The sequence below is a fragment of the Microcystis protocystis FBCC-A270 genome (genome assembly GCF_050500235.1).
GTDB classification, from domain to species: Bacteria; Cyanobacteriota; Cyanobacteriia; order Cyanobacteriales; family Microcystaceae; genus Microcystis; species Microcystis ichthyoblabe_A.
The window spans coordinates 651,020-671,347 of the sequence record NZ_CP191407.1 but is presented as its reverse complement, the minus strand read 5'-3'; the positions used below and the strand labels follow the sequence as shown (position 1 = coordinate 671,347).

Here is a 20,328-nt window from a genome sequence, read left to right as displayed (position 1 = left end):
TTCAGTTATCAGTTATCAGTTATCAGTTATCAGATGTGAGTTTTCAGTTATCAGATGTGAGTTTTCAGTTCAGTGATTACTGTTTACTGTTTACTGGACGGCTACGCCGTGCCTTTGGCAACACTGAAAAAAGCTTCTCCCCACACCCTACACCCCACACCCCACACCCTACAACCCAATTCACTCCTCGGTGCGATAGCCAAATTCTGCTAACAGTGAGCGAGATTGTCGCCATTTCGGTTCTACCTTCACAAATAATTTTAAATATACCTCCCCGGCGATTAACTTTTGAATAGCCGATCGCGCGGAAGAGCCGATCGCTTTTAACATACTGCCATTTTTACCGATGACGATCCCTTTTTGGGAAGCTCGTTCCACATTGATGGCGGCAAAAACCTTGGTTAAAGCGGGAGTTTCCTCGACGCGTTCAATCACCACCGCCACAGAATGAGGAATTTCCTGACGGGTTTGCAGTAAAATCTGTTCGCGGATTAATTCGCCCATAATAAACCTTTCCGGCTGATCGGTGACTAAATCGGGGGGATAGTAATAGGGACCGACTTCGAGGGAATCAATTAACAGATTTTGTAATTCTTCGATTCCCGTCCCCTCCAGTGCCGAAAACTTGAGCAGAGGCCAGTTATTTTCCGCCGCTAAGGTGCGATAACTATCGTCGATAGGCTCCGGGGCTTCCGGTTGCTGATCGGCTTTATTTAGCCCTAAAATCGTGGGAGTTTGGTTTTTAGTCAGTAAATCGGCAATATAGCGATCGCCATTGCCCAAAAAATTACTACTATCGACAACAAATAAAACTAAATCTACAGAATTTATGGCGTTTTCGGCATTTTTAACTAAAACTTTGCCTAATTCGTGATGGGGTTTGTGAATGCCGGGGGTATCGACAAAAATCATCTGGGAGCGCTCGTCGGTGACAATGCCACGTAAACGGTTGCGGGTAGTTTGAGCGATGGGGGAAGTAATGGCGATTTTTTGTCCCACTAATTGATTCATCAGGGTGGATTTGCCCACATTAGGACGACCAATAATGCCAATAAAACCGGATTTAAAACCAGTGGGTGCGATGGGAATTACTGCCGAATCGAGATTAAAGGCGTGGGAGTTGATAAAATCGTTCATAATTAAAGAATATTACTTAAAAAATGTTTTTACCCATGCAAAGGATAATTTTGTTCTTGTTAGTATTAATTCTAGGCTGTAGTAACCATTTAGAATTATCTATAGCGGGAAATTTAAGCGATCGCTTAACTAATTATCCTCGCTGGATGACTAAACCAGTGGTTAGTTTTGCCAGTGGAGATTTAGTTTATCCCGATTGGATGGTAGGCAATTGGACTGTCACCAGTACCCTAATCGATTTAACCGCTCCTCTTTCTCCCCAGATTATCACACCTGGTTTTGAAAGTAATCGTCGTTACCTAGAAAAATCGATCGAGTTTCCGGTGAGATTCATCGAGAAAGCTATTTCCAGACCGATAAATGCTGCCTTTTTATCCACTATTATCAGTAAACCATCAATTGTGGCCGATCGATCCTTTAATGCTTTAGCAATTAGTCGCGCCTATTTAGGTAATCAATCGGTATTATCCGTAAAAACTGACCCTAATAATCCCAATCGTCAGATTACCTTTTTACGGGGCGCTCATCAACTAATTTCCACCGTAATTGCCAGAAATAGCGAAACTCCTAGCCGAAATCAATTTATTGCCACAGAAATCAGTCAACAAATTTTCCGGGGAGAAACCAACACTTATCTTAATGAGGTGGAAACCACCACCGCCTATCAGTTATTATCTGCCGATAAAATTCTAGGCGATCAGGTGACAGCCATTTATCTTTCTCCCCAATCGCCGGATTATTTCCAAGCGCCGAATCGTCCTGTGGCTTTGTATCGTTATCGCCTAGAATTGCTGAAAGATTAATAGAAATCCTGTAAAAATCAAAAATCTTCCCTTAGATGAGGAGACAGGAGGAGAAAAAAGACAAGAGATAATCCTAGCCATAAAACCTAAGATTAGGTCAAATTTATCTAATTGGGTCGCCAGTCGCCGGTCGCCGGTCGTTAACACCACATTAGGTTATACTTCTAGGAAAATGACATCGCTATTAAAATAAGTTTAATTAATGTTTGTGAGCAGAGGAGCTAGGAGTTAATGGTTTGGGATCTGGGCAAGAAAATTAAAGATGGCCAGTACAGGATTCAGGAAGTATTGGGTGAAGGAAGATTTGGCATTACCTATCGAGCCAGCGATCGCAATGGTGATTCAGTGGTGATCAAAACGCCGAGGGATGTGGGTTTTAAATTGTGGGAGTCTAAGCGTTTACAGAAACTTTTTTGGCAGGAAGCGAGTAAATTAAAAGGTTGTGATCATCCTCATATCGTGCGAGTTAAAGAGTTATTTTCAGAGGGTAAAGCTAACTGCATGGTTATGGAATATATTGATGGGACGACCTTAGATCGGCGATCAACAAAAATTTTACCAGAAAAAGAAGCCTTACGCTACATTGAGCAGATTGGACAGGCTTTAATGGTGGTACATAGTCGCGGTTTTCTGCATCGAGATATTCGACCGGGTAACATTATGATTCGGACTGGTAAACCAGAAGCGGTCTTAATTGATTTTGGTTTAGCCTTAGATTTTGATGAAGAATTAACCAAAATTCGTACCCAGGAATTAGCCTCAGGTTTTGCGCCTATTGAGTGTTATTTTCTTAATAATAAACGCGGAGCTTTTACCGATATTTATAGTTTAGGAGCCGTGTTATACGAGCTTTTAACGGGTAAAATTCCAGTGAATGCGATGACTAGAAAAGATGCGATGACTCGAAAAATTGATCATCCGCCTTTAATTGAGCCGAAAACCTACAATTCAAAAATCAGCCCTAATATCAACAAAGCAATTCTTTGGGCATTGGAATTAGACGCAGATAAACGTCCTCAGTCAGTGCAAGCATGGTTTAAGGATTTAGGTTTGTCTATTCCCAAAAAAGAACAATTTAAAATATCTCAACCCATTGTTATTAATTGGACATTAGTGTGGGCTGGTGTCGCGGCGATTGCTACTTTATTAACGGCTTTAGGTGTACCAGAATTGATGAAGCAAAAGTTTACACCTCAACCAACTCCGACAGGTTCTCCCCCATCTTCTCCTAAGTAGGTAGGCGTTAAAAATTATCAAATGCCCCCCTTATCAAGGGGGGATCAAGGGGGGATCAAACCCCCCTTATCAAGGGGGGATCAAGGGGGGATCAAACCCCCCTTATCAAGGGGGGATCAAGGGGGGATCAACCCCCCCTTATCAAGGGGGGATCAAGGGGGGATCAAGGGGGTATCAAGGGGGTATCAAACCCCCCTTATCAAGGGGGTATCAAGGGGGTATCAAACCCCCCTTATCAAGGGGGGATCAAGGGGGGATCAAGGGCGATTGCAGTTCGATAAACTCACTAACCACAATGGGATGCAAGACGTGCCATTGGTGTAAACTTAAGCACCACCAAACTCCCGTAAGGGCGAAGCATTCGGGCAATAACCTATCGCTGAAACCGTAAATTTCTTATCCGAATGCTTCGCCCCTACAAACTCAAATACCAAAACATAAGCCAATTTTGAGACAAAAGCAGATTTTTTGGTATGATAAAAATAACTATTGCAAAATTCTATGGTTTGGCAAGCGGGACAACTCCTCCACAATGGCAAGTACGAGATCCTTGAGGTCTTGGGACGGGGAGGTTTTGGCCTGACCTATAAAGCACGTCATCGCCAACTCACCCTGGAAGTGGTGATCAAAACTCCTGATATTTTGCAAAAAAGAGATACGGAATACGAGGATTATGTTAGACAATTTGAGGCGGAAGGACGCAAGTTAGCCAAATTTTCCCGGACTCCCCATGCCCATATCGTCCGTATTTCCGATTTTTTTACTGAAGGTCAAGTTCCCTGTTTGGTGATGGATTTTATTCAGGGTCAAACTTTGATGGAAAGGGTGAAAACTCAAGGAAAATTATCGGAAGCGGAATGTTTAAAATATATTCGGCAAATTGGCAGCGCATTAGAGGCAGTTCATCAAGCAGGAATGGTACACCGAGATGCTCACCCTGGCAATATTATGATTCAACCCAATGGGAATGCTATCTTGATTGATTTTGGCATTGCTAAAGAGATTATTCCGGCTGGTAGTAGTTCGACGGATTATGCCGCAAATCCCAGTTTTGCCCCCTATGAACAAGTTTATAAAGGTAGCAAGGCCAATCGTCAGCCTAGTGTGGATATTTACGCCCTAGCCGCCAGTTTTTATTATGCGGTAACAGGTCAAAGACCGACTCCTTCACTGGAACGCCGTTTAGATAATCGTCCCTTAACATCACCGAAAGAAATTAATCCTAATTTAAGTGATCATCTTAACAAAGCGATTACTCTGGGCATGGCTTTAGAAAAAGAAAACCGCCCTCAGTCCATGTCCGATTGGCTTCAACAATTGGAATTACCACCGCCTCCTGTAGAAAAGAAATATCGTCAAGAAATAGTTAATCCCCCACAGCCAAGGAAAGAACCAAAAAGGGCTGAAACAAAAGCCCCTGTTAACCCAAAACCTTCTGAAAATTCTCTTCAGAAAAAACTAAAAGCTCTTCCCTGGGGTTGGTTAATCGGTGTGTTTCCTGTTTTCGGTATGTTTCTTGTTTATGGTGTAATTGGTTACACTTTAGCTGCCAATTCAGCACGATGGCAAGTTTGGGCTGGGGCTGGGGCTGCGGCTGGGGCTGGGGCTGCGGCTGTGGCTTGGGCTTTGGCTTTGGTTGCGGCTGGGGCTGTGGCTTGGGCTTTGGCTTTGGTTGCGGCTGGGGCTTGGGTTGCGGCTGTGGCTGTGGCTGGGGTTGCGGCTGTGGCTGTGGCTGGGGCTGGGGCTGGGGTTTGGGCTGTGCCTTGGGCTGGGGCTGTGGTTGTGGCTTGGGCTGTGGCTGGGGCTGTGGCTGTGGCTGGGGTTGTGGCTTGGGCTGTGGCTGAGTTATTGTTGTATCGCTGGGAAAGTACAAATCAGTTTGCACCTTTCTTGCTTTTTGTTTTTCCTGGATTGATAGGTGGTATTACTTTCAGTCTTATGTCAGGGAATGTTCTTGGGGGAGTAGTAACTGGAATAGGGAGCATGGTAATAGTATTTACTCAGTATTATACTACATTAGAGTTAGACAAGAAAAACTTTAGCCCTTTCAATATTTTTCTGATTCTTGCGGTTACAAATTTAAGTGGTTTAGCAAGCGGTTGGTTATTGCGTTTTCTCATGCATTCCAAAGGCTAACAAAACATAAAACTATCCTCACAATTCCATTTTTTCTATTGTTATCTTCCCTAGATTAGGTTAATTAATGCAACCCAAAAATTAAATTGTGCCATAGTAGTGAGTCTATTCTGCTGAGGAGCATCTCACTTGTGCCATGCGTATTAATGCTTATAGCTGTCAAAAACTATAAAACAATGAGCTTGCAATCAAAAGTTCATGTCTGCGTCACAGTAAGTTCATATCCCCCACCTAAATTAGAGATAGTCAGTCCCAAGCCGTTTTCCAAAACACTCCTCTCACACCCACGATTATTAGGACTGACTTTTATTCCCTTCTCAAAATGGTTAAACAATAAAAACTATGACTCACAATATTTTTAACGATAATATTTCCCCGCTCAACGAAGGTAATCCCAAACGCTCCAAATCTTCTGCAATGAAAAAACTTTTTGCCTATTCCTCCTTACTGGTTTTGGGTGCCGGGTTAGGTATCGGTGCCACCTATGCCTACAGTCAAAATCCTCTAGAATTAGCCCAAAATATTGCCACCGCTACCAATAATCCTCGCCCCTCCACAGCAGCCGCAGCCGCTCCCTCAACCCTAGTTATTCCCACCAATTTTGTCGCTTCTGTGGTGCAAGAAGTGGGGCCGGCGGTGGTAAGAATTAATGCTTCTAGGGAAGTCAATGGAGGCGGTGATTTTTCGGAATTTGCTAACGATCCTGTTTTCCGTCGCTTCTTCGGTTCCCAAATACCAGAGCGAGGAGAAAAACAAGTTCAAAGGGGTACAGGTTCCGGGTTTATTATCAGTAATGACGGTAAAATTATCACCAATGCTCACGTTGTCGAGGGAGCAGATAAGGTGACTGTTACCCTCAAAGATGGTCGCACTATTGATGGTAAAGTCTTAGGTAGTGATCCTTTAACTGATGTGGCAGTGGTACAGGTGGAAACGAGCAATTTACCCACGGTTAAATTAGGTAATTCTGATAGTTTACAGGTGGGAGAATGGGCGATCGCTATCGGTAATCCTTTGGGATTAGATAACACTGTCACCACGGGGATTATTAGCGCCAAGGAACGCAATGGCTCCCAAATTGGTGCTAGTGATAAACGGGTGGATTTCCTGCAAACCGATGCGGCAATTAACCCCGGAAATTCCGGCGGACCTTTGTTAAATGCTCGCGGAGAAGTTATCGGAGTTAACACCGCTATCATTCAAAATGCCCAGGGTTTAGGTTTTGCTATTCCGATTAAAACTGCCCAAAGAATCGCCGAACAATTAATCGCCACGGGTAAGGTGGAACATCCCTATCTCGGTGTTCAAATGGTACAGTTAACCCCAGAGGTAAAAGAACAATTAGCCGATAGTCCCATGGCTGATAATTGGAATGTCCCCGATGATTCTGGTGTCTTGTTAGTGCGGGTGATGAGAGATTCTCCTGCCGCAGCAGCGGGATTGCGATCGGGTGATGTGTTAAAGTCTGTAGGTGGTAAGAATGTCACCGATCCCGATGCGGTTCAGGAAATTGTGGCTAATACTCAAATCGGCGATAATTTACCCGTAGAAATTAGCCGGGAAGGACAAAAAATTAATCTGAATATTCAAGTGGGTAGCTTGAATACTGCTAACAGATCCTAGTCTGGAAGATAAGTGGTAAAAGACCTAAACTTTATAGAGAGCTTGTTAGTAAGCTCTCTATATTTCTGGTTTTACTTTTGGCTCTTGAATCGAATAATTATAGCATTTATCTTAATGGTGAGATAAGTAGGTAGTCGTTAAAAATTATCAGATACCCCCCTTATCAAGGGAGATCCCCCCGCCTATCGGCACCCCCCTTATCAAGGGGGGCAGGGGGGATCGGCACCCCCCTTATCAAGGGGGGATCAAGGGGGGATCGACACCCCCCTTATCAAGGGGGGATCAAGGGGGGATCGGCACCCCCCTTATCAAGGGGGGCAGGGGGGATCAAGGGGGGATTAAGGGAGAATCGAAAGATAGTTAAATACTTGAACCTACGCTGACAATTTTACTGTTGGGAGATAGAAAATAAAAACCGCTCGTAAGCTCGATTAATTTTTTGCATAATTTTAATCGCCATGGCGGAGGAATTGTGATCGGGGTGATACTGACGAGCAAGCTGATAATATCTTTGTTTAACTTCTGAAAAACTGGCATTCTTAGAAATTTCTAAAACCTCCCACCAATCCTCGGAATCGGAGGGCAATATTTCTAATTCTCCTAACATTTCTGACCATATTTTTACCTTATGTCCATAACTACCTGTAATTAAAAATTGACCGTCAGGACTAAATTTTAAGGGAGCAGTTCCCCGTAAAACTTTAATTAATTCTCCTGTTTGTCCTTGCCAAATTTTAATTTCTGTTCGGGAAGCACTAGCAATTAGATGGCGATGAGGATTAATAGCAATACTAATAATTGCCTGCTCGTGTGCCTGCCAACTTTTAATAATTTCTCCTGTCTTTATATCCCAGATTTTAATCGTTTTATCACTACCGCCACTAATTAGATATTGACCATCATTACTAAAAGCTAAACTGTTAACGGCTGCCCTGTCACCGATAAAAGTTTGATAAGCATAACTATGATCAAATCGCCATAATTTAATAGTTTTATCATCACTACCACTAGCAATAATTTGGCTATCGGGACTAATAGCACAGGTATTAACTGCCTCCTCATGACCGATTAAAGTTCGCTGCAATTCTCCTGTATGATAACCCCAGATTCGCAGAGTTTTGTCATTACTAGCACTAACAATAAATCTTTCATTGGCAGCAAAAGCTAATTGTAAAATTACACCATCGTGGCTATCGGGAGCATTTACACGAGCGAAAAAACTACTTTTATACTGCTTAGTTTCTAATTGCCACTGACTAATTCTGCCATCCAATCCACCAGCAATGATCGATTTACCGTTAGGACTTATCGCCAGAGTTTGGAGCGGTTCATTAACTCCCACAAAGGAATAAATTAATTTACCCGTTTCTCGCTGCCAAAGTTTTATGGTTTGATCTTCTCCCGCACTAGCGATAATTTTACCATCAGGACTAACATCGATCGCCCCAATATTTTCCTGATGACCTTTAAGAGTTTGGAAACACTGCCAAGATAAACGCTCTGGAATAGTAATTTCTGTAGAATATAACTGTTGATTTTCCTGAACAGATACTTCTTCTAAAAGTCCCTGTAGTTCTGCCTCTAGATTTTTATATTTTCGCGTAACTTCTTGCCAAAATAAAGCTTCTTCGTACTCTCTAGTAATGCGATCAAAAAATTCTAGATTGCCATAAAAATTATTGTTGGAGTAGGTGGGGGATAACATTTTCATCAGTCCGTAGACTCCTAACCCGACTATCCCACCAGCGATCGCCATAGAACCGGCACCAACAGCGAAAGCTGTACCTTTAACCGCGACTCCCACACCCCCAAAGGTAGAGTAGATACCGATTCCGCCAAGGCTTCCTATTCCCAAAGCTAACCCGACATTGTGATCGTTTGTTTCTAGTCCTTGCAGACTGGCATAAATTGCCGAACTTGTCAGGATGCCAATCCCCGTCATTCCCACTAAACCGACGCTTATACCGCCAAATCCGCCGACTAAGCCAATATTTCCCAGACAAGCAGATAAATTGGCTCCTGTGACTCCACCGACGGCGGGAATAACAAAATCGAGCTTTTTAGCCATATTTTTGCGAAATAATCAAGTTAGTCATCGGGTTTCTCCTATAGAGTTTAGCCTAGTTTGGTATCGACGACTGACTCCCCAAAATGGTACTTTTCCCTCCTGCCCCTGCCCCCTGCCCCCTGCCGACCGCCTCTTTCAAGTCAGTCCCGATGAAAAAATTTTCACCCCTACAGATGAAAGAGGTTTTCTTCCCTACACCCCACACCCCACACCCTACACCCTCTTTCCAGTCAGAGGCAATCAGGAAAAATGATAAGTATTTTATATATAAATAGCTTCAATGCTTAAAAATATTTAAATTTACAATCGGTAATATTTATTTTTACTTAAGAATTTATTGAGAATAATTTTTATTTATTTACGAGGTTGCAATACTTCCAGCGATTCTGGTACAATTTTCCATTATGCTATGATGGCCTTTATTGTAATTTTTAAGGTTTTTATGGTCTAGGTTGTCTTAAAACCCTTACTAAATCTAGATTTTTCCCTTGAGCAAAACCAAACACTTTCGCCAATTATCCCTTTTTTCCCCAACAGCGTTGATCTAATTTTTGTGTAGTTTTGTTGCAAAGTCAAAATTTTTTTGACAAAATGGCTAAATTGTGGTATGGACAAAGTATAACGGGTTGTGGATTGACCATACCTGTCACCTTATTTTCAGCGAATTATCAGAAAATTTGCCCACTAGAGTCGCCCTAGCTTGCTTTCTTTTTCTATAATAGGGGTTAATCTTCCCACACTTGTCAAACGGCTATGAGTCTCTGTCTCAATCCCGATTGTTCGCACCAAAACACCCCCACGGATAAATTCTGTCATAAGTGCGGTTCTCAATTACTGCTCAGAGAACGTTATCGAGCGCTAAAATTAATCGGTCAAGGGGGTTTTGGCAAGACATTTCAAGCCATAGATGAAGATAAACCCTCAAAACCCTATTGTGTAATTAAACAATTTTTTCCGTCAGCGCAGGGAACAGGAACTTTACAAAAAGCAGCAGAATTATTTAAAGAAGAAGCGATTCGTTTAGATAGTTTGGGAAGATACCCACAAATCCCCGAACTTTACGCCTATTTTACCGCTAATGACGGGCGACAATATCTCGTTCAGGAATATATCGAGGGACAAAATCTAGAACAAGAATTAAAACAGGAAGGAGTATTTAACGAAGCCAAAATTAAACATCTTTTGTCAGAGATTTTACCGATTCTAGAATTTATTCATAGTAAACAAGTAATTCATCGCGACATTAAACCCGAAAATATTATTCGCAGAAAAAGCGATAATAAATTGATTTTAGTGGACTTTGGAGCGGCAAAATTTGTCAGTCCTTTAAATCGTTCCATGACAGGAACAATTATCGGTTCTGCTGAATATATTGCCCCAGAACAGGGAAATGGCAAGGCAGTTAATGCCAGTGATTTGTATAGTTTGGGTGTAACTTGCCTTTATTTATTAACTGGAATATCTCCCTTTGATTTATTCGATGGGGGGGAACACCAATGGGTATGGCGACAGTGGTTAGTTAATAATCCTGTTAGTAATGAGTTAGGGAATATTCTGGATAAATTAATCGAGTTCGGCACAAAAAAACGCTATCAATCCGCCTCGGAAGTGTTGTCAGCTTTGCAGATAAAAACATCAGTATCTATACCCCAGACAAATATTCAAAAACCCGTTAATCCCATTATTTCCGTTCCCCAAACTCCCCCATCTATTCAGCTTAAAAGTGCCAAAGGAATCGATTATCGGAACTTAGAGGATTTATTAAAACGGCAGCAATGGAAAGAAGCAGACGAGGAAACTGCGAACTTGGTGCGAAAAGTAACTAATCGTGTCAAAGACTGGTTAAGAGATGAAGATATACAGAAATTTCCCTGCGAGGATTTGCGAACTATTGACCAATTATGGGTTTATTACAGTAACGGAAAATTTGGCTTTTCTGTGCAGGGGCAAATCTATCGAGAAATCGGTGGCATGGAAGAATATAATGAAAGAAATTGGGATATTTTTGGCAGTTTGGTAGGCTGGCAAAAAAATAATAGTTGGAATTGGCAAGATATTAATTATAGTTTGCAAGCACCTCAAGGTCATTTGCCGCTAATACGCTACGGTTATAAGGGAGAAGGAAGTTATATTATCTATCATCTAACCTCAAGAATATTTATTTGTCAGACTTCTAGTCACCAGATTATTAATCAAAAACAACCTGTAGCAACAATTATTCAATCTCCCATTATTTCCGTTCCGCAAACTCCCCCATCTATCCAGCTTAAAAGCGCCAAAGGAATCGATTATCGGAACTTAGAAGATTTATTAAGACGGCAGCAATGGAAAGAAGCGGATATAATAACTTTTGAAACTATGCTGAGAATTTGTAACAGACATGGATTTTTAAGAGTTGAAGATATAGATATTTTTCCTTGTGAAGACTTACAAATAATTGATCAACTATGGTTAAATTATAGCCAAGAAAAATTTGGCTTTTCGATTCAAAAACAACTATTTGATCAGCTTAATAATGGTCAACAATATAATGATAAGCTCTGGGATGACTTCGGTTTGATTATAGGATGGCGAAAGGATAATAAAAACATTAGATACGACAGAGCTATTTTCGATATAAATGCACCTAGAGGACATCTACCATGCCGAATCTTTGATTTGTGGAATTGGGGAGGAGTTGGTGGTGGAACTGGGTCTTTATTTTATTCTCTCGCGTGGAGACTTGCAAAATGTAAAATCTAAAGTCCAGTCGGGTGCGTTAGGCAAGCATAAACCACCACCCTCCTATTCTGTAAAATAGGGATAACAAAACTGGCACAATTCTAGGAGAAGATATTTGCCGACCAAAAAACAGAAAGATACCGCTATCTTTATCTGTCAATTGCTTATCTTTTCTCTACCAACCGATATACCTATTCCGCTCACGATTCAGCTTATCAATAATAATCTAGAGAAATTTTAGGGTAAACTCCAAATGCTAGAAATTACCAAAAACTATGTATTAGACGAGGATCAAAAGCTGATTGCCGTTAAGATTATCATTGCCGAATTTGAAAAAATTGCATAAATCCTAGAGGATTACGGACTAGGAAAACTCATCGAAAAAGTTGAAAATGATCAAAGGATTCAGTATGATAGCTCTTTATTGCTAACTGGACCGACGATGATCTATTCTGGATCCTAGCCTGACTTGCCAATCCCCACCGCCAAAAAAGAATAATGTACTGCGATTACCTGGTTCAAATCCTCACCGCACGCGTCTATGATGTCGCCCAAGAAACCCCCTTGGAATTTGCCCCCAATCTCTCCCAACGCTTGCACAATCAGCTTTTACTCAAGCGTGAGGATATGCAGTCAGTTTTCTCTTTTAAACTGCGCGGCGCATACAACAAAATGGCGTATTTGTCAAGGGATTTGTTACAAAAAGGTGTAATTGCTGCCTCGGCGGGAAATCATGCTCAGGGAGTCGCTTTGGGAGCGCGGCAATTGGGAACCCAAGCGATTATCGTTATGCCTGTCACCACTCCCCAAGTCAAAATCGACGCGGTAAAAGCCCGGGGGGGAATTGTCGTCCTGCACGGTGACACCTACGATGATTCATACACCTACGCGCGGCAGTTAGAAGCGGAAAAAGGCTTAACTTTTATCCATCCCTTCGATGATCCGGAGGTAATCGCCGGCCAGGGTACGATCGGTATGGAAATTTTACGACAATATCAGCAACCGATCGAGGCCATTTTTGTCGCTATTGGTGGCGGTGGCTTAATATCAGGTATTGCCGCCTATGTCAAGCGTTTACGCCCAGAAATTAAAATTATCGGGGTGGAACCTGTGGACTCAGATGCGATGAATCAATCCCTAAAAGCCGGTTATCGGGTGCGTTTGTCGCAAGTGGGATTATTTGCCGACGGGGTGGCGGTGCGCGAGGTGGGAGAGGAGACTTTTCGTCTCTGTCAGCAGTATGTGGACGAGATTATCCTCGTGGATACGGATGATATCTGTGCCGCGATTAAGGATGTTTTTCAAGATACACGCTCGATTTTAGAACCTGCGGGGGCGTTAGCGGTAGCAGGAGCGAAAGCTTATGTAGAAAGAGAAGAAATTGAGGATAAAACCCTCGTTGCTGTGGCTTGTGGGGCGAATATGAACTTTGATCGTCTGCGGTTTGTGGCGGAAAGGGCAGAATTAGGGGAACGGCGCGAGGCGTTGTATGCTGTGACTATTCCCGAACAACCGGGCAGTTTACGGCGTTTTTGCGAATGTGTCGGCAAACGCAATTTAACCGAATTTAGTTATCGCATTGCCGATGAAAAAGAAGCGCATATTTTTGTCGGCGCCCAGATCGAAAATCGCAGCGATGCCAAGAAATTAGCCGAGAGTTTTGAAGCTTGTGGCTTTAAAACCCTCGATATTAGTGATGATGAATTGACTAAACTGCATCTGCGCCACATGGTGGGAGGGCGATCGCATTTAGCCGACCATGAATTATTTTATCGTTTCGAGTTTCCCGAACGACCGGGGGCTTTAATGAAATTTGTCGCCTCCATGAGTCCCCACTGGAATATCAGCGTTTTCCATTATCGCAATAACGGGGCCGATTACGGGCGCATCGTCGTGGGCATACAAGTCCCCCCCGATGAAATGAATCAATGGCAAGCTTTTCTCGATACTCTCGGCTATCGCTATTGGGATGAAAGTCAAAACCGGGCCTATCAGTTATTTTTAGGTTAAATCGCCATTTTTAGGAAGTTATCAGTACAGATGAATCAAGATTTTCCCCATATTTCCGTTTTGAGTCAAGAATTAATCGCCGGCTTAAATATTCAACCCGGGGGGCATTATCTCGATCTTACCCTAGGGGGTGGTGGACACAGCCGCTTGCTTTTAGAAGCTCATCCCGAAACGAAAGTAACCGCCATTGATCGCGATCAAAGCGCCCTAGAAGCCGCTAAAATTAGTCTTGGCCCCTATCTAGATAGCCGTTTAACCCTCTGGTGGGGGAACTTCGCCGATTATAATGGACAAAATAGCAGTTTTGATGGCATTATCGCCGATTTAGGAGTCAGTTCTCCCCAATTCGATCAGAGCGAGCGCGGCTTTAGTTTTCGCCACACGGCAGCCTTAGATATGCGGATGGATCGCTGTCAATCCCTGACGGCAGCCGATATTATCAACCATTGGCAGGAGAAAGAATTAGCGGATCTTTTTTATCAATACGGAGAAGAACGTTTATCTCGTCCTATTGCTCGCTCGATCGTCCAAAAACGTCCTTTTACTACCACTACAGAATTAGCGGCTGTCATCGCTAGTTCTGTCCCCGCTAGTTACCGTTATGGACGTATTCATCCGGCAACGCGGGTTTTTCAATCCCTACGCATCGCTGTTAATCAAGAATTAGATTCTCTGCAACAATTGTTAAATCAAGCCCCCCACTGGCTAAAATCCGGGGGAATTATCGCTATGATCAGTTTTCATAGTCTAGAAGATCGTCTGATCAAGTATGGCTTTCGCGAAGATAATTCCTTGAAAATTATCACGAAAAAGCCGATTATTCCCAGCCGAGAAGAACAGGCTAAAAATCCCCGTTCTCGTTCGGCTAAACTAAGAATAGCCCAAAAGATCGAATCAGAGGTTATCCTATAGCAGTTATCTTAATGGTGAGGTACAAACTATCTGGTTTTAGGGAGTCGTTATCTTGAGAAAAAAGGCTGTGGTAAAGTAAAAACCAAGAAAGAAAGCCAGTATTTATTCTTCAAAATCACTGACTAAAATAACGCAGTCCTTTTACCAATCTTTCTACTGCCGTTAAAGCTGTTTCTGGAGATAAAGTCTGCTTCAAAAGCTTGTCCCACAGGGTATCTAACTTCCGTTTTTGTAACAAATGACCCACTAATGAATATTTTCAGCACAATACCCAGGAAAGCCAGGGTGGAACTATCTCGATAGTCAGAGTCAATTATTCGAGATGCGTTGTCACTCATAAAACAACAAATAACCTAGTTATCTGTAGCTTGCCTATAAATAGGGATGATTTTCGATCGAACTGTATAGAGCCATCGATCGAGCCTTCTTTTTCGTCTAAACCATTGGGGATGGGCAATATAATGATAACAGCTATCAGGGTTTACGGTTTGTATTTGGTAGCCTAACCCTTGAACCTTTTTAGAAATGGCAATTTCAGATGCGATCGCTTCCCCATAGTTTTTGCCAAGTATAAACCCATCTATTTTTTCTAAAATGGAGCGAGATGTAAAAATAATAATTGATTGTAAGTGTTCGGCAGTTTCCCCTTCAGGGATTTTATGTTCCTCTAAAAAATGTCGGTAAAAATCAACTCTTTTAATGGGTTCACCATTCAGTAAATGATCCCGATTAATTTGATTATAACTAGATCGCACCAGTTCTTCCCAAGTACATTCCCAGTTTAAACTTTCTCCTAGAAGTCCTATTTGGGGAGATTGACAGAATCGATCAACAAAGGCTTTTAACCAGAGCGGACGGACAATAAAACAGTCATCTTGAAGAAATAAATAATAGTCATAAGGAGGCAAATGTCGCCAACCATAATCCCATGCACCTATGTTAAATCCTGTATTTTCTCGTATTAAATACTTGACTTTTTGGCTATCTAATTGAGGTAAATCAGGTATATTACCCAAACTGTTGGCATTACAGACGACCACGATATCGAAGAGACAACCCGACTCAATACGTTGAAGCTGTTTAAGTAAGTGGAGCAAAGGTTTAATACTCCGCTCACACCAGAATGAAATAATTACAAGGTTTTTCATGTTTCTGAACTTATTTCCTGCAAGCACAAATTAGATATTGAACCGTTAAAAATTCTTCTAAGAGATGATGATTTAAGCGATTGATACTTTTAAGCAACGAAGGACCAGAAAAGGATCTAGGTTTAATACAGGTCACTTTTAAATTTGCTTGTTCAAAAAGATTAATCATCGTCTTTTTGGTAAAAAATCGAAGATGAGTTCTATCGAGAATACCCATTTCTGTATAAGTCCAATTACCTTTAAACAGGAGATCCTTCATGACGTAGATATGTCTAATATTAGGGATACTTGCAATCATCACACCACTTGGATTTAGGAGATCAAGATGGGCTTTAATGATGTTCCAAGGACTTTTCAAATGTTCTAAAACATCGGGATACATTATGCAGTCGAAACGGTAATTTTCGATTTCCATCGGGATAGGAGTTCGATCCAGATCACAAACAATTAATTTTTCCCAACAACCCTGTCGTTTTGCTACTTCAATCGCCTCAGCGCTAAGATCAATTCCTATTACCTTACTGCCATATTTATCCACAATAGCTTTGCCAGTTTTACCAATACCACAACCCACCTCAAGAACACTTTTGGGAGTATAGGGTATTAACTCTATTAGGTCAAACCTAGTGCGAGAATTCAGAAAATATGGGTCTAAATTATGAGATATGTCTGGAGAGTTGGTCATGATAAACTATTTTTTACACGAAGGAGAAATAATTGATCGAGAATTGAATTATGCTTTTGACTTGCCAAGGTTGTTTATTTTGTGTTTAAATCTGTCGTATTTGAAAGCTAAATATCGCTGACTGAACAACCATCTTTTTTCAAATTGACTTAAAGCAGACCATTGGTCGTAGGTGGGAAAAGCCACATCTTTGAAAAAAGACATCCATTGATTTAAAGTGGTTTCAATTGTGTGTTCTTTCGCCCTCTCATAACCGTTTTCAACCATTTTTTGATAAAGTTCTGGAGAACTTTTCAGACGACGAACTGCTTCAATTGCCTCCTCTAGAGAGTGAATAATAATAAAATCTAACTCCGTCTTTCTTTCTGCTAAAAAGCCTAACTCTGGAGTCAAAAGAGCGGGAACACCCGCGTGCCAAGCATTAATTAGCTTAATAGAACCTTTATTAGGATAATTTCGAGAATCAAAACTACGCGCGGCTACAATCACATCTAGATTAGTATAATTGTTCCATTGAAATCTATCCCAAATCGGCATCCAATGGCAATTGAGAGTAGCCAAAGACTCTGGCCATGCTTCCGACCTTAATTCCGGTGCCAACTGACCCCTGGTGCCAATGTAAGAAATATTCTCCACTAGGGTGTTCCGTTCCCTATCTCTGGGAACTAACCCTGGCATCGGCCAATGACTAATTAGATAGGGGTTCCAAATAGAGTCCTTAACCTTCTCCCAACTAGACGGATTATAAACAATGTGTAGGTGAGCCGAAGGGTGATATTCTTTGTCGCTTTTGACACAAATTAACATGACCTTATCTAGCAAAGGATAGTCATTATCTAGGGTATCTCGGTCGGCGATTAAAATTCCTTGCTCTGGGATTTCTCTGGCTATTTCACAGGGAAAGCCGGCTTGTTTAAGATGAAAGTAGGTTTGGGCTATCCAAGCCGTAAAATTGCTATGATCGCCTGTCCATAGAGTCTGGTCTTCCTTGATATTTTTTTGTCTGATTTCGCCAGGAGCATAAAAATAGATTGTTTGCATCTTACAGGCCAGAGCATTCCGCATCCCCTAGTCTAGATCAAAAGCGCTTTGCCGTCAATTGTCCCTCCAGAGGTCAGCAATTCTGATTATGGAAACCAGCCAGCCAAACCCCTAGTCTCAAGAAATACATTTGATCGCCTCCCAGGGTGGATAATTAGGAAACAATCCCTTGAGCTAGGGAAATAGTACCAGGCTTCGCTTTAAGTAATTGACCGACCACGGCAATAATCGGCGTTTGCACCCCATCCATGCGCGAAAGAAGGTTTTTCATCAGTTGTGGTAAAGTAAAAACCAAGAAAGAAAGCCAGTATTTATTCTTCAAAATCACTGACTAAAATAACGCAGTCCTTTTACCAATCTTTCTACTGCCGTTAAAGCTGTTTCTGGAGATAAAGCACCGTAGGCAAGACGCAAATAACAGCCTTCTGTTATCCCAAAAGTTGAACCGGGTAACACCGCCACCCGCTGCCGCTCGATTAAACTTTTAACTAACTGAAAATCATTCTTGTCTGTGGTAATTTTCAGGAAAAAATAAAAAGCACCTTCCGCAGTGGCAACATCACAGATATCGCCGATTGATTCGAGAGCATTCAGGCAAATTTCTCTAACTTGACTGATGGTTTTCAACTGTTCTAAAGGATAGCTTTTACCCACCTGTAACGCCCCTAGGGCCGCGTATTGCGAAACCACCGGCGGACAAATTAAAATAGTATCCTGAATCTTATTAATCGCCTCAGATAAATGTTCTGGTACTACCATATAACCAATGCGCCAACTGGCAAAACCGTAGGCTTTTGAGAGACTAAATAAGGAAATAGTCCAGGCTTCACTACCAACAATTGCCGCCGGAGAAAAGTGGCGAGCATGGTTATAGGTAAAATACTCATAAGCCTCATCATGAATGTGATAGATGCCCTTTTTTTGACAGATTCGATTGACTTCTCTTAGGGTATTTTCTGGATAAACTACTCCCGTGGGATTATTAGGAGAAATCGTCACCACTGCCTTAGTTTTTGCCGTGATTGCCTCTTCAATGGCAGCCGGACGCAATTGATAATTTTTGTCTGTGGCGACCAAAATTACTTGACAATCAGCCATTTTTATGGCCATTTCATGATTGAAATAAAAGGGAGTGTTGAGAATAATTTCATCCCCCGGGGAAGTAATGGCTAAAATGGCATTCATAAAAGCCATATTACTGCCCGCCGTCACAAAAATTGCCTGTTTATCGCTGATTTCTATCCGATTATCTTCGGCTAGTTTTTGCCGAATTACTGTTAATAAGGGGGTAATTCCCGCCACGGATTGATATTGATGATTTTTGGGATTAGCTAAAAATAAAGATAGAGATTCGAGCGCTTCCCGGGGTGGATAATAGGAAACAACCCCTTGACCTAGGGAAATAGTGCTGGGGTTCGCTTTAATTAATTGACCGACCACGGGAATAATCGGCGTTTGCACCCCGTCCATGCGGGAGAGAAGGTTTTTCATTAAACTAATCAGTGGAGCCGAGCAGAGTCGAACTGCTGTCCAAATTAGGTATTGACTGTCCGTTCATTCACAGGTTTAGTTTCGATTACCCTCGAAACGGGGACTGTCACTTATCCCGGACAGTGGGATGCTCTAGTTAAAGCTTAGACGGTTAACTAACTAGAGAAAGTTAAACGTGGCATCCGTTGGGGGTTTATCCATAGTCCTTAACGGAGTCAAACTATGAATGCTCGAGTCGATTAGAGACTATTAGGCAGCTACAGGAGCGGCTTTACGAGCGAAAGGAACGATGTTGTTCGCATTTACTTTTTGTTTGAGCCTTTGATTTACGAGAGGAGACTCACTCTCGACCTGTATCACGGGGGAGCTTTCGCTAACCTGTCGAAACCGTTACGGCCCCTTGTGCCTACATTCTGATTATAGCACATTTTTTGATTAAGCTAATTGTGGCTCAATTGGGATTTTTCCGAGCTTCCCAGTCTTCAGAGCCAGTCTAGATGGGAAAAAAGGTTTTTATCGCTGATTTTTGGGGAAATTATCCTATATTTGACCTCGATTAGTATCACCAGAGACTAAACAATTAATTGAGCAGCTATTGCTCCACTGCGATAACCTAAGTTCGGAATCAGGGAAAACGGCAAAATTTCCCTAATCCGAACTAAACTTGATTACAAAACCTTGTGGGTGTGAGAATGTTGTTTGACGTTATCCTCCGTCCGCACCACATGAACAGCATTCAAGATGCGTTTTTTCTCTAGGGAAAAGTTTAAATCGTCTTTTTGGCCGCCCAAGGGGATTAACCCTTGTAGGTGGGGTTGATTTTTATAGGTGCGAGTTGCAGCAATCGCCCTTTCGACAAAATTCTCGCATAATTGGGCATTATCGGGGAAATTACTGGGTATTTGAGGATTATCGTCCTGAAATACCTCTCCTAAACTCATGGCGCGGGCAAATTCGTAGGAAGTGGGAATTCCTTTGACAATTGCCTCTAGGGCTGCCGAGGGAATCGGTTCTAACACCGCCACTTTTTCTAATTCTCCCTCCTGTTTGAGAAAACAAATCGCTAAACCGAATACACAATAATCATCTTTTGTCAAGTCAGAAATGTTTAAGAATTGTGTCGCTGTGGCCATTATTTTAATCCTGAGTCGCTCTTTATTTAATCTTGCGGGCGATCAGCGATCGAATCAAGGTTTTTATGAAGAGATATGAAGGAGAAAAGTTTAGCAGGGTTAGGCCACACTAACCCACCCCAAGACGGAAAAAACTGAGAACTGTTAGACTAGAAACCAGCAGATTAACTGATAAACGAGCTTT

General features: G+C 42.0%; 16 protein-coding genes, 1 other RNA gene and 3 pseudogenes. 10 read left to right on the top strand and 10 right to left on the bottom strand.

The window, feature by feature from the left end; translation table 11 throughout:
* Positions 1 to 180 precede the first annotated feature (180 nt).
* The gene (era, locus tag ACQY1X_RS03150) at positions 181 to 1,137 is read right to left on the bottom strand and encodes a GTPase Era (RefSeq protein ID WP_287232241.1); all 957 of its coding nucleotides are present in this window, start codon (positions 1,135 to 1,137) and stop codon (positions 181 to 183) included.
* Positions 1,138 to 1,172: 35 nt separating this feature from the next.
* Here era and ACQY1X_RS03145 point away from each other — a divergent pair, with 35 nt between their 5' ends.
* The 4 genes from ACQY1X_RS03145 (at position 1,173) to ACQY1X_RS03130 (ending at position 6,935) form a co-directional block, all read left to right on the top strand.
* The gene (locus ACQY1X_RS03145; RefSeq protein ID WP_430015385.1) at positions 1,173 to 1,940 is read left to right on the top strand and encodes a DUF6816 family protein; all 768 of its coding nucleotides are present in this window, start codon (positions 1,173 to 1,175) and stop codon (positions 1,938 to 1,940) included.
* Between the two features lie 231 nt (positions 1,941 to 2,171).
* Complete coding sequence (locus ACQY1X_RS03140; protein ID WP_430015384.1) at positions 2,172 to 3,176, top strand: serine/threonine protein kinase; 1,005 nt, start codon at positions 2,172 to 2,174, stop codon at positions 3,174 to 3,176.
* A 501-nt stretch (positions 3,177 to 3,677) separates the two neighbouring features.
* The gene (locus tag ACQY1X_RS03135) at positions 3,678 to 5,312 is read left to right on the top strand and encodes a serine/threonine protein kinase (RefSeq protein WP_430015383.1); all 1,635 of its coding nucleotides are present in this window, start codon (positions 3,678 to 3,680) and stop codon (positions 5,310 to 5,312) included.
* Between the two features lie 342 nt (positions 5,313 to 5,654).
* Positions 5,655 to 6,935, top strand: a complete 1,281-nt coding sequence (locus ACQY1X_RS03130) for an HhoA/HhoB/HtrA family serine endopeptidase (protein ID WP_002737668.1) — start codon at positions 5,655 to 5,657, stop codon at positions 6,933 to 6,935.
* 388 nt (positions 6,936 to 7,323) lie between these two features.
* On the opposite strand, the gene ACQY1X_RS03125 is transcribed toward ACQY1X_RS03130, so the two are convergent.
* Positions 7,324 to 9,003 carry a DnaJ domain-containing protein gene (locus ACQY1X_RS03125; protein ID WP_002737620.1) on the bottom strand — a complete coding sequence of 560 codons (1,680 nt, stop codon included), beginning with the start codon at positions 9,001 to 9,003 and terminating at the stop codon, positions 7,324 to 7,326.
* Positions 9,004 to 9,007: 4 nt separating this feature from the next.
* On the opposite strand from ACQY1X_RS03125, the gene ACQY1X_RS03120 reads away from it, so the two are divergent.
* The 6 genes and pseudogenes from ACQY1X_RS03120 to rsmH all read left to right on the top strand — a co-directional run bounded on the left by ACQY1X_RS03120 (position 9,008) and on the right by rsmH (position 14,646).
* Positions 9,008 to 9,256, top strand: coding sequence for a hypothetical protein (locus ACQY1X_RS03120; RefSeq protein WP_002738100.1), 249 nt, complete (start codon positions 9,008 to 9,010; stop codon positions 9,254 to 9,256).
* A gap of 500 nt (positions 9,257 to 9,756) precedes the next feature.
* Positions 9,757 to 11,121, top strand: a pseudogene (locus ACQY1X_RS03115) (GUN4 domain-containing protein); the annotation flags it as partial.
* Positions 11,101 to 11,745 (top strand): GUN4 domain-containing protein, encoded by a 645-nt coding sequence (locus tag ACQY1X_RS03110; RefSeq protein ID WP_376697712.1) that lies wholly within the window; start codon positions 11,101 to 11,103, stop codon positions 11,743 to 11,745. The pseudogene ACQY1X_RS03115 and the gene ACQY1X_RS03110, both read left to right, overlap by 21 nt.
* A gap of 232 nt (positions 11,746 to 11,977) precedes the next feature.
* Positions 11,978 to 12,187 (top strand): annotated as a pseudogene (locus ACQY1X_RS03105) (hypothetical protein).
* Positions 12,188 to 12,222: 35 nt separating this feature from the next.
* The gene (ilvA, locus tag ACQY1X_RS03100; protein WP_002737080.1) at positions 12,223 to 13,734 is read left to right on the top strand and encodes a threonine ammonia-lyase, biosynthetic; all 1,512 of its coding nucleotides are present in this window, start codon (positions 12,223 to 12,225) and stop codon (positions 13,732 to 13,734) included.
* A 30-nt stretch (positions 13,735 to 13,764) separates the two neighbouring features.
* On the top strand, positions 13,765 to 14,646 hold the full coding sequence (gene rsmH / locus ACQY1X_RS03095) for a 16S rRNA (cytosine(1402)-N(4))-methyltransferase RsmH (protein ID WP_159253363.1): 882 nt from the start codon (positions 13,765 to 13,767) through the stop codon (positions 14,644 to 14,646).
* 115 nt (positions 14,647 to 14,761) lie between these two features.
* Here the strand turns inward: rsmH and ACQY1X_RS03090 are convergent, their stop codons facing one another.
* The 8 genes and pseudogenes from ACQY1X_RS03090 to ACQY1X_RS03055 form a co-directional block, all read right to left on the bottom strand.
* On the bottom strand, positions 14,762 to 14,893 hold the full coding sequence (locus tag ACQY1X_RS03090; RefSeq protein WP_002735344.1) for a hypothetical protein: 132 nt from the start codon (positions 14,891 to 14,893) through the stop codon (positions 14,762 to 14,764).
* 106 nt (positions 14,894 to 14,999) lie between these two features.
* Entirely contained in the window at positions 15,000 to 15,743 is a 744-nt protein-coding gene (locus tag ACQY1X_RS03085) for a glycosyltransferase family 2 protein (RefSeq protein ID WP_133158918.1), read from the bottom strand.
* A gap of 61 nt (positions 15,744 to 15,804) precedes the next feature.
* Positions 15,805 to 16,479, bottom strand: coding sequence for a class I SAM-dependent methyltransferase (locus ACQY1X_RS03080; protein WP_024968556.1), 675 nt, complete (start codon positions 16,477 to 16,479; stop codon positions 15,805 to 15,807).
* 48 nt (positions 16,480 to 16,527) lie between these two features.
* Positions 16,528 to 17,520 (bottom strand): glycosyltransferase, encoded by a 993-nt coding sequence (locus tag ACQY1X_RS03075; RefSeq protein WP_125730336.1) that lies wholly within the window; start codon positions 17,518 to 17,520, stop codon positions 16,528 to 16,530.
* Between the two features lie 120 nt (positions 17,521 to 17,640).
* Positions 17,641 to 17,791 (bottom strand): annotated as a pseudogene (locus ACQY1X_RS03070) (pyridoxal phosphate-dependent aminotransferase); the annotation flags it as partial.
* A gap of 53 nt (positions 17,792 to 17,844) precedes the next feature.
* Positions 17,845 to 19,011 carry a pyridoxal phosphate-dependent aminotransferase gene (locus tag ACQY1X_RS03065; RefSeq protein ID WP_430015382.1) on the bottom strand — a complete coding sequence of 389 codons (1,167 nt, stop codon included), beginning with the start codon at positions 19,009 to 19,011 and terminating at the stop codon, positions 17,845 to 17,847.
* A gap of 9 nt (positions 19,012 to 19,020) precedes the next feature.
* Positions 19,021 to 19,411, bottom strand: a transfer-messenger RNA (tmRNA) gene (gene ssrA, locus ACQY1X_RS03060).
* 268 nt (positions 19,412 to 19,679) lie between these two features.
* Positions 19,680 to 20,144, bottom strand: coding sequence for a hypothetical protein (locus ACQY1X_RS03055; protein WP_002735666.1), 465 nt, complete (start codon positions 20,142 to 20,144; stop codon positions 19,680 to 19,682).
* Positions 20,145 to 20,328: the final 184 nt, after the last annotated feature.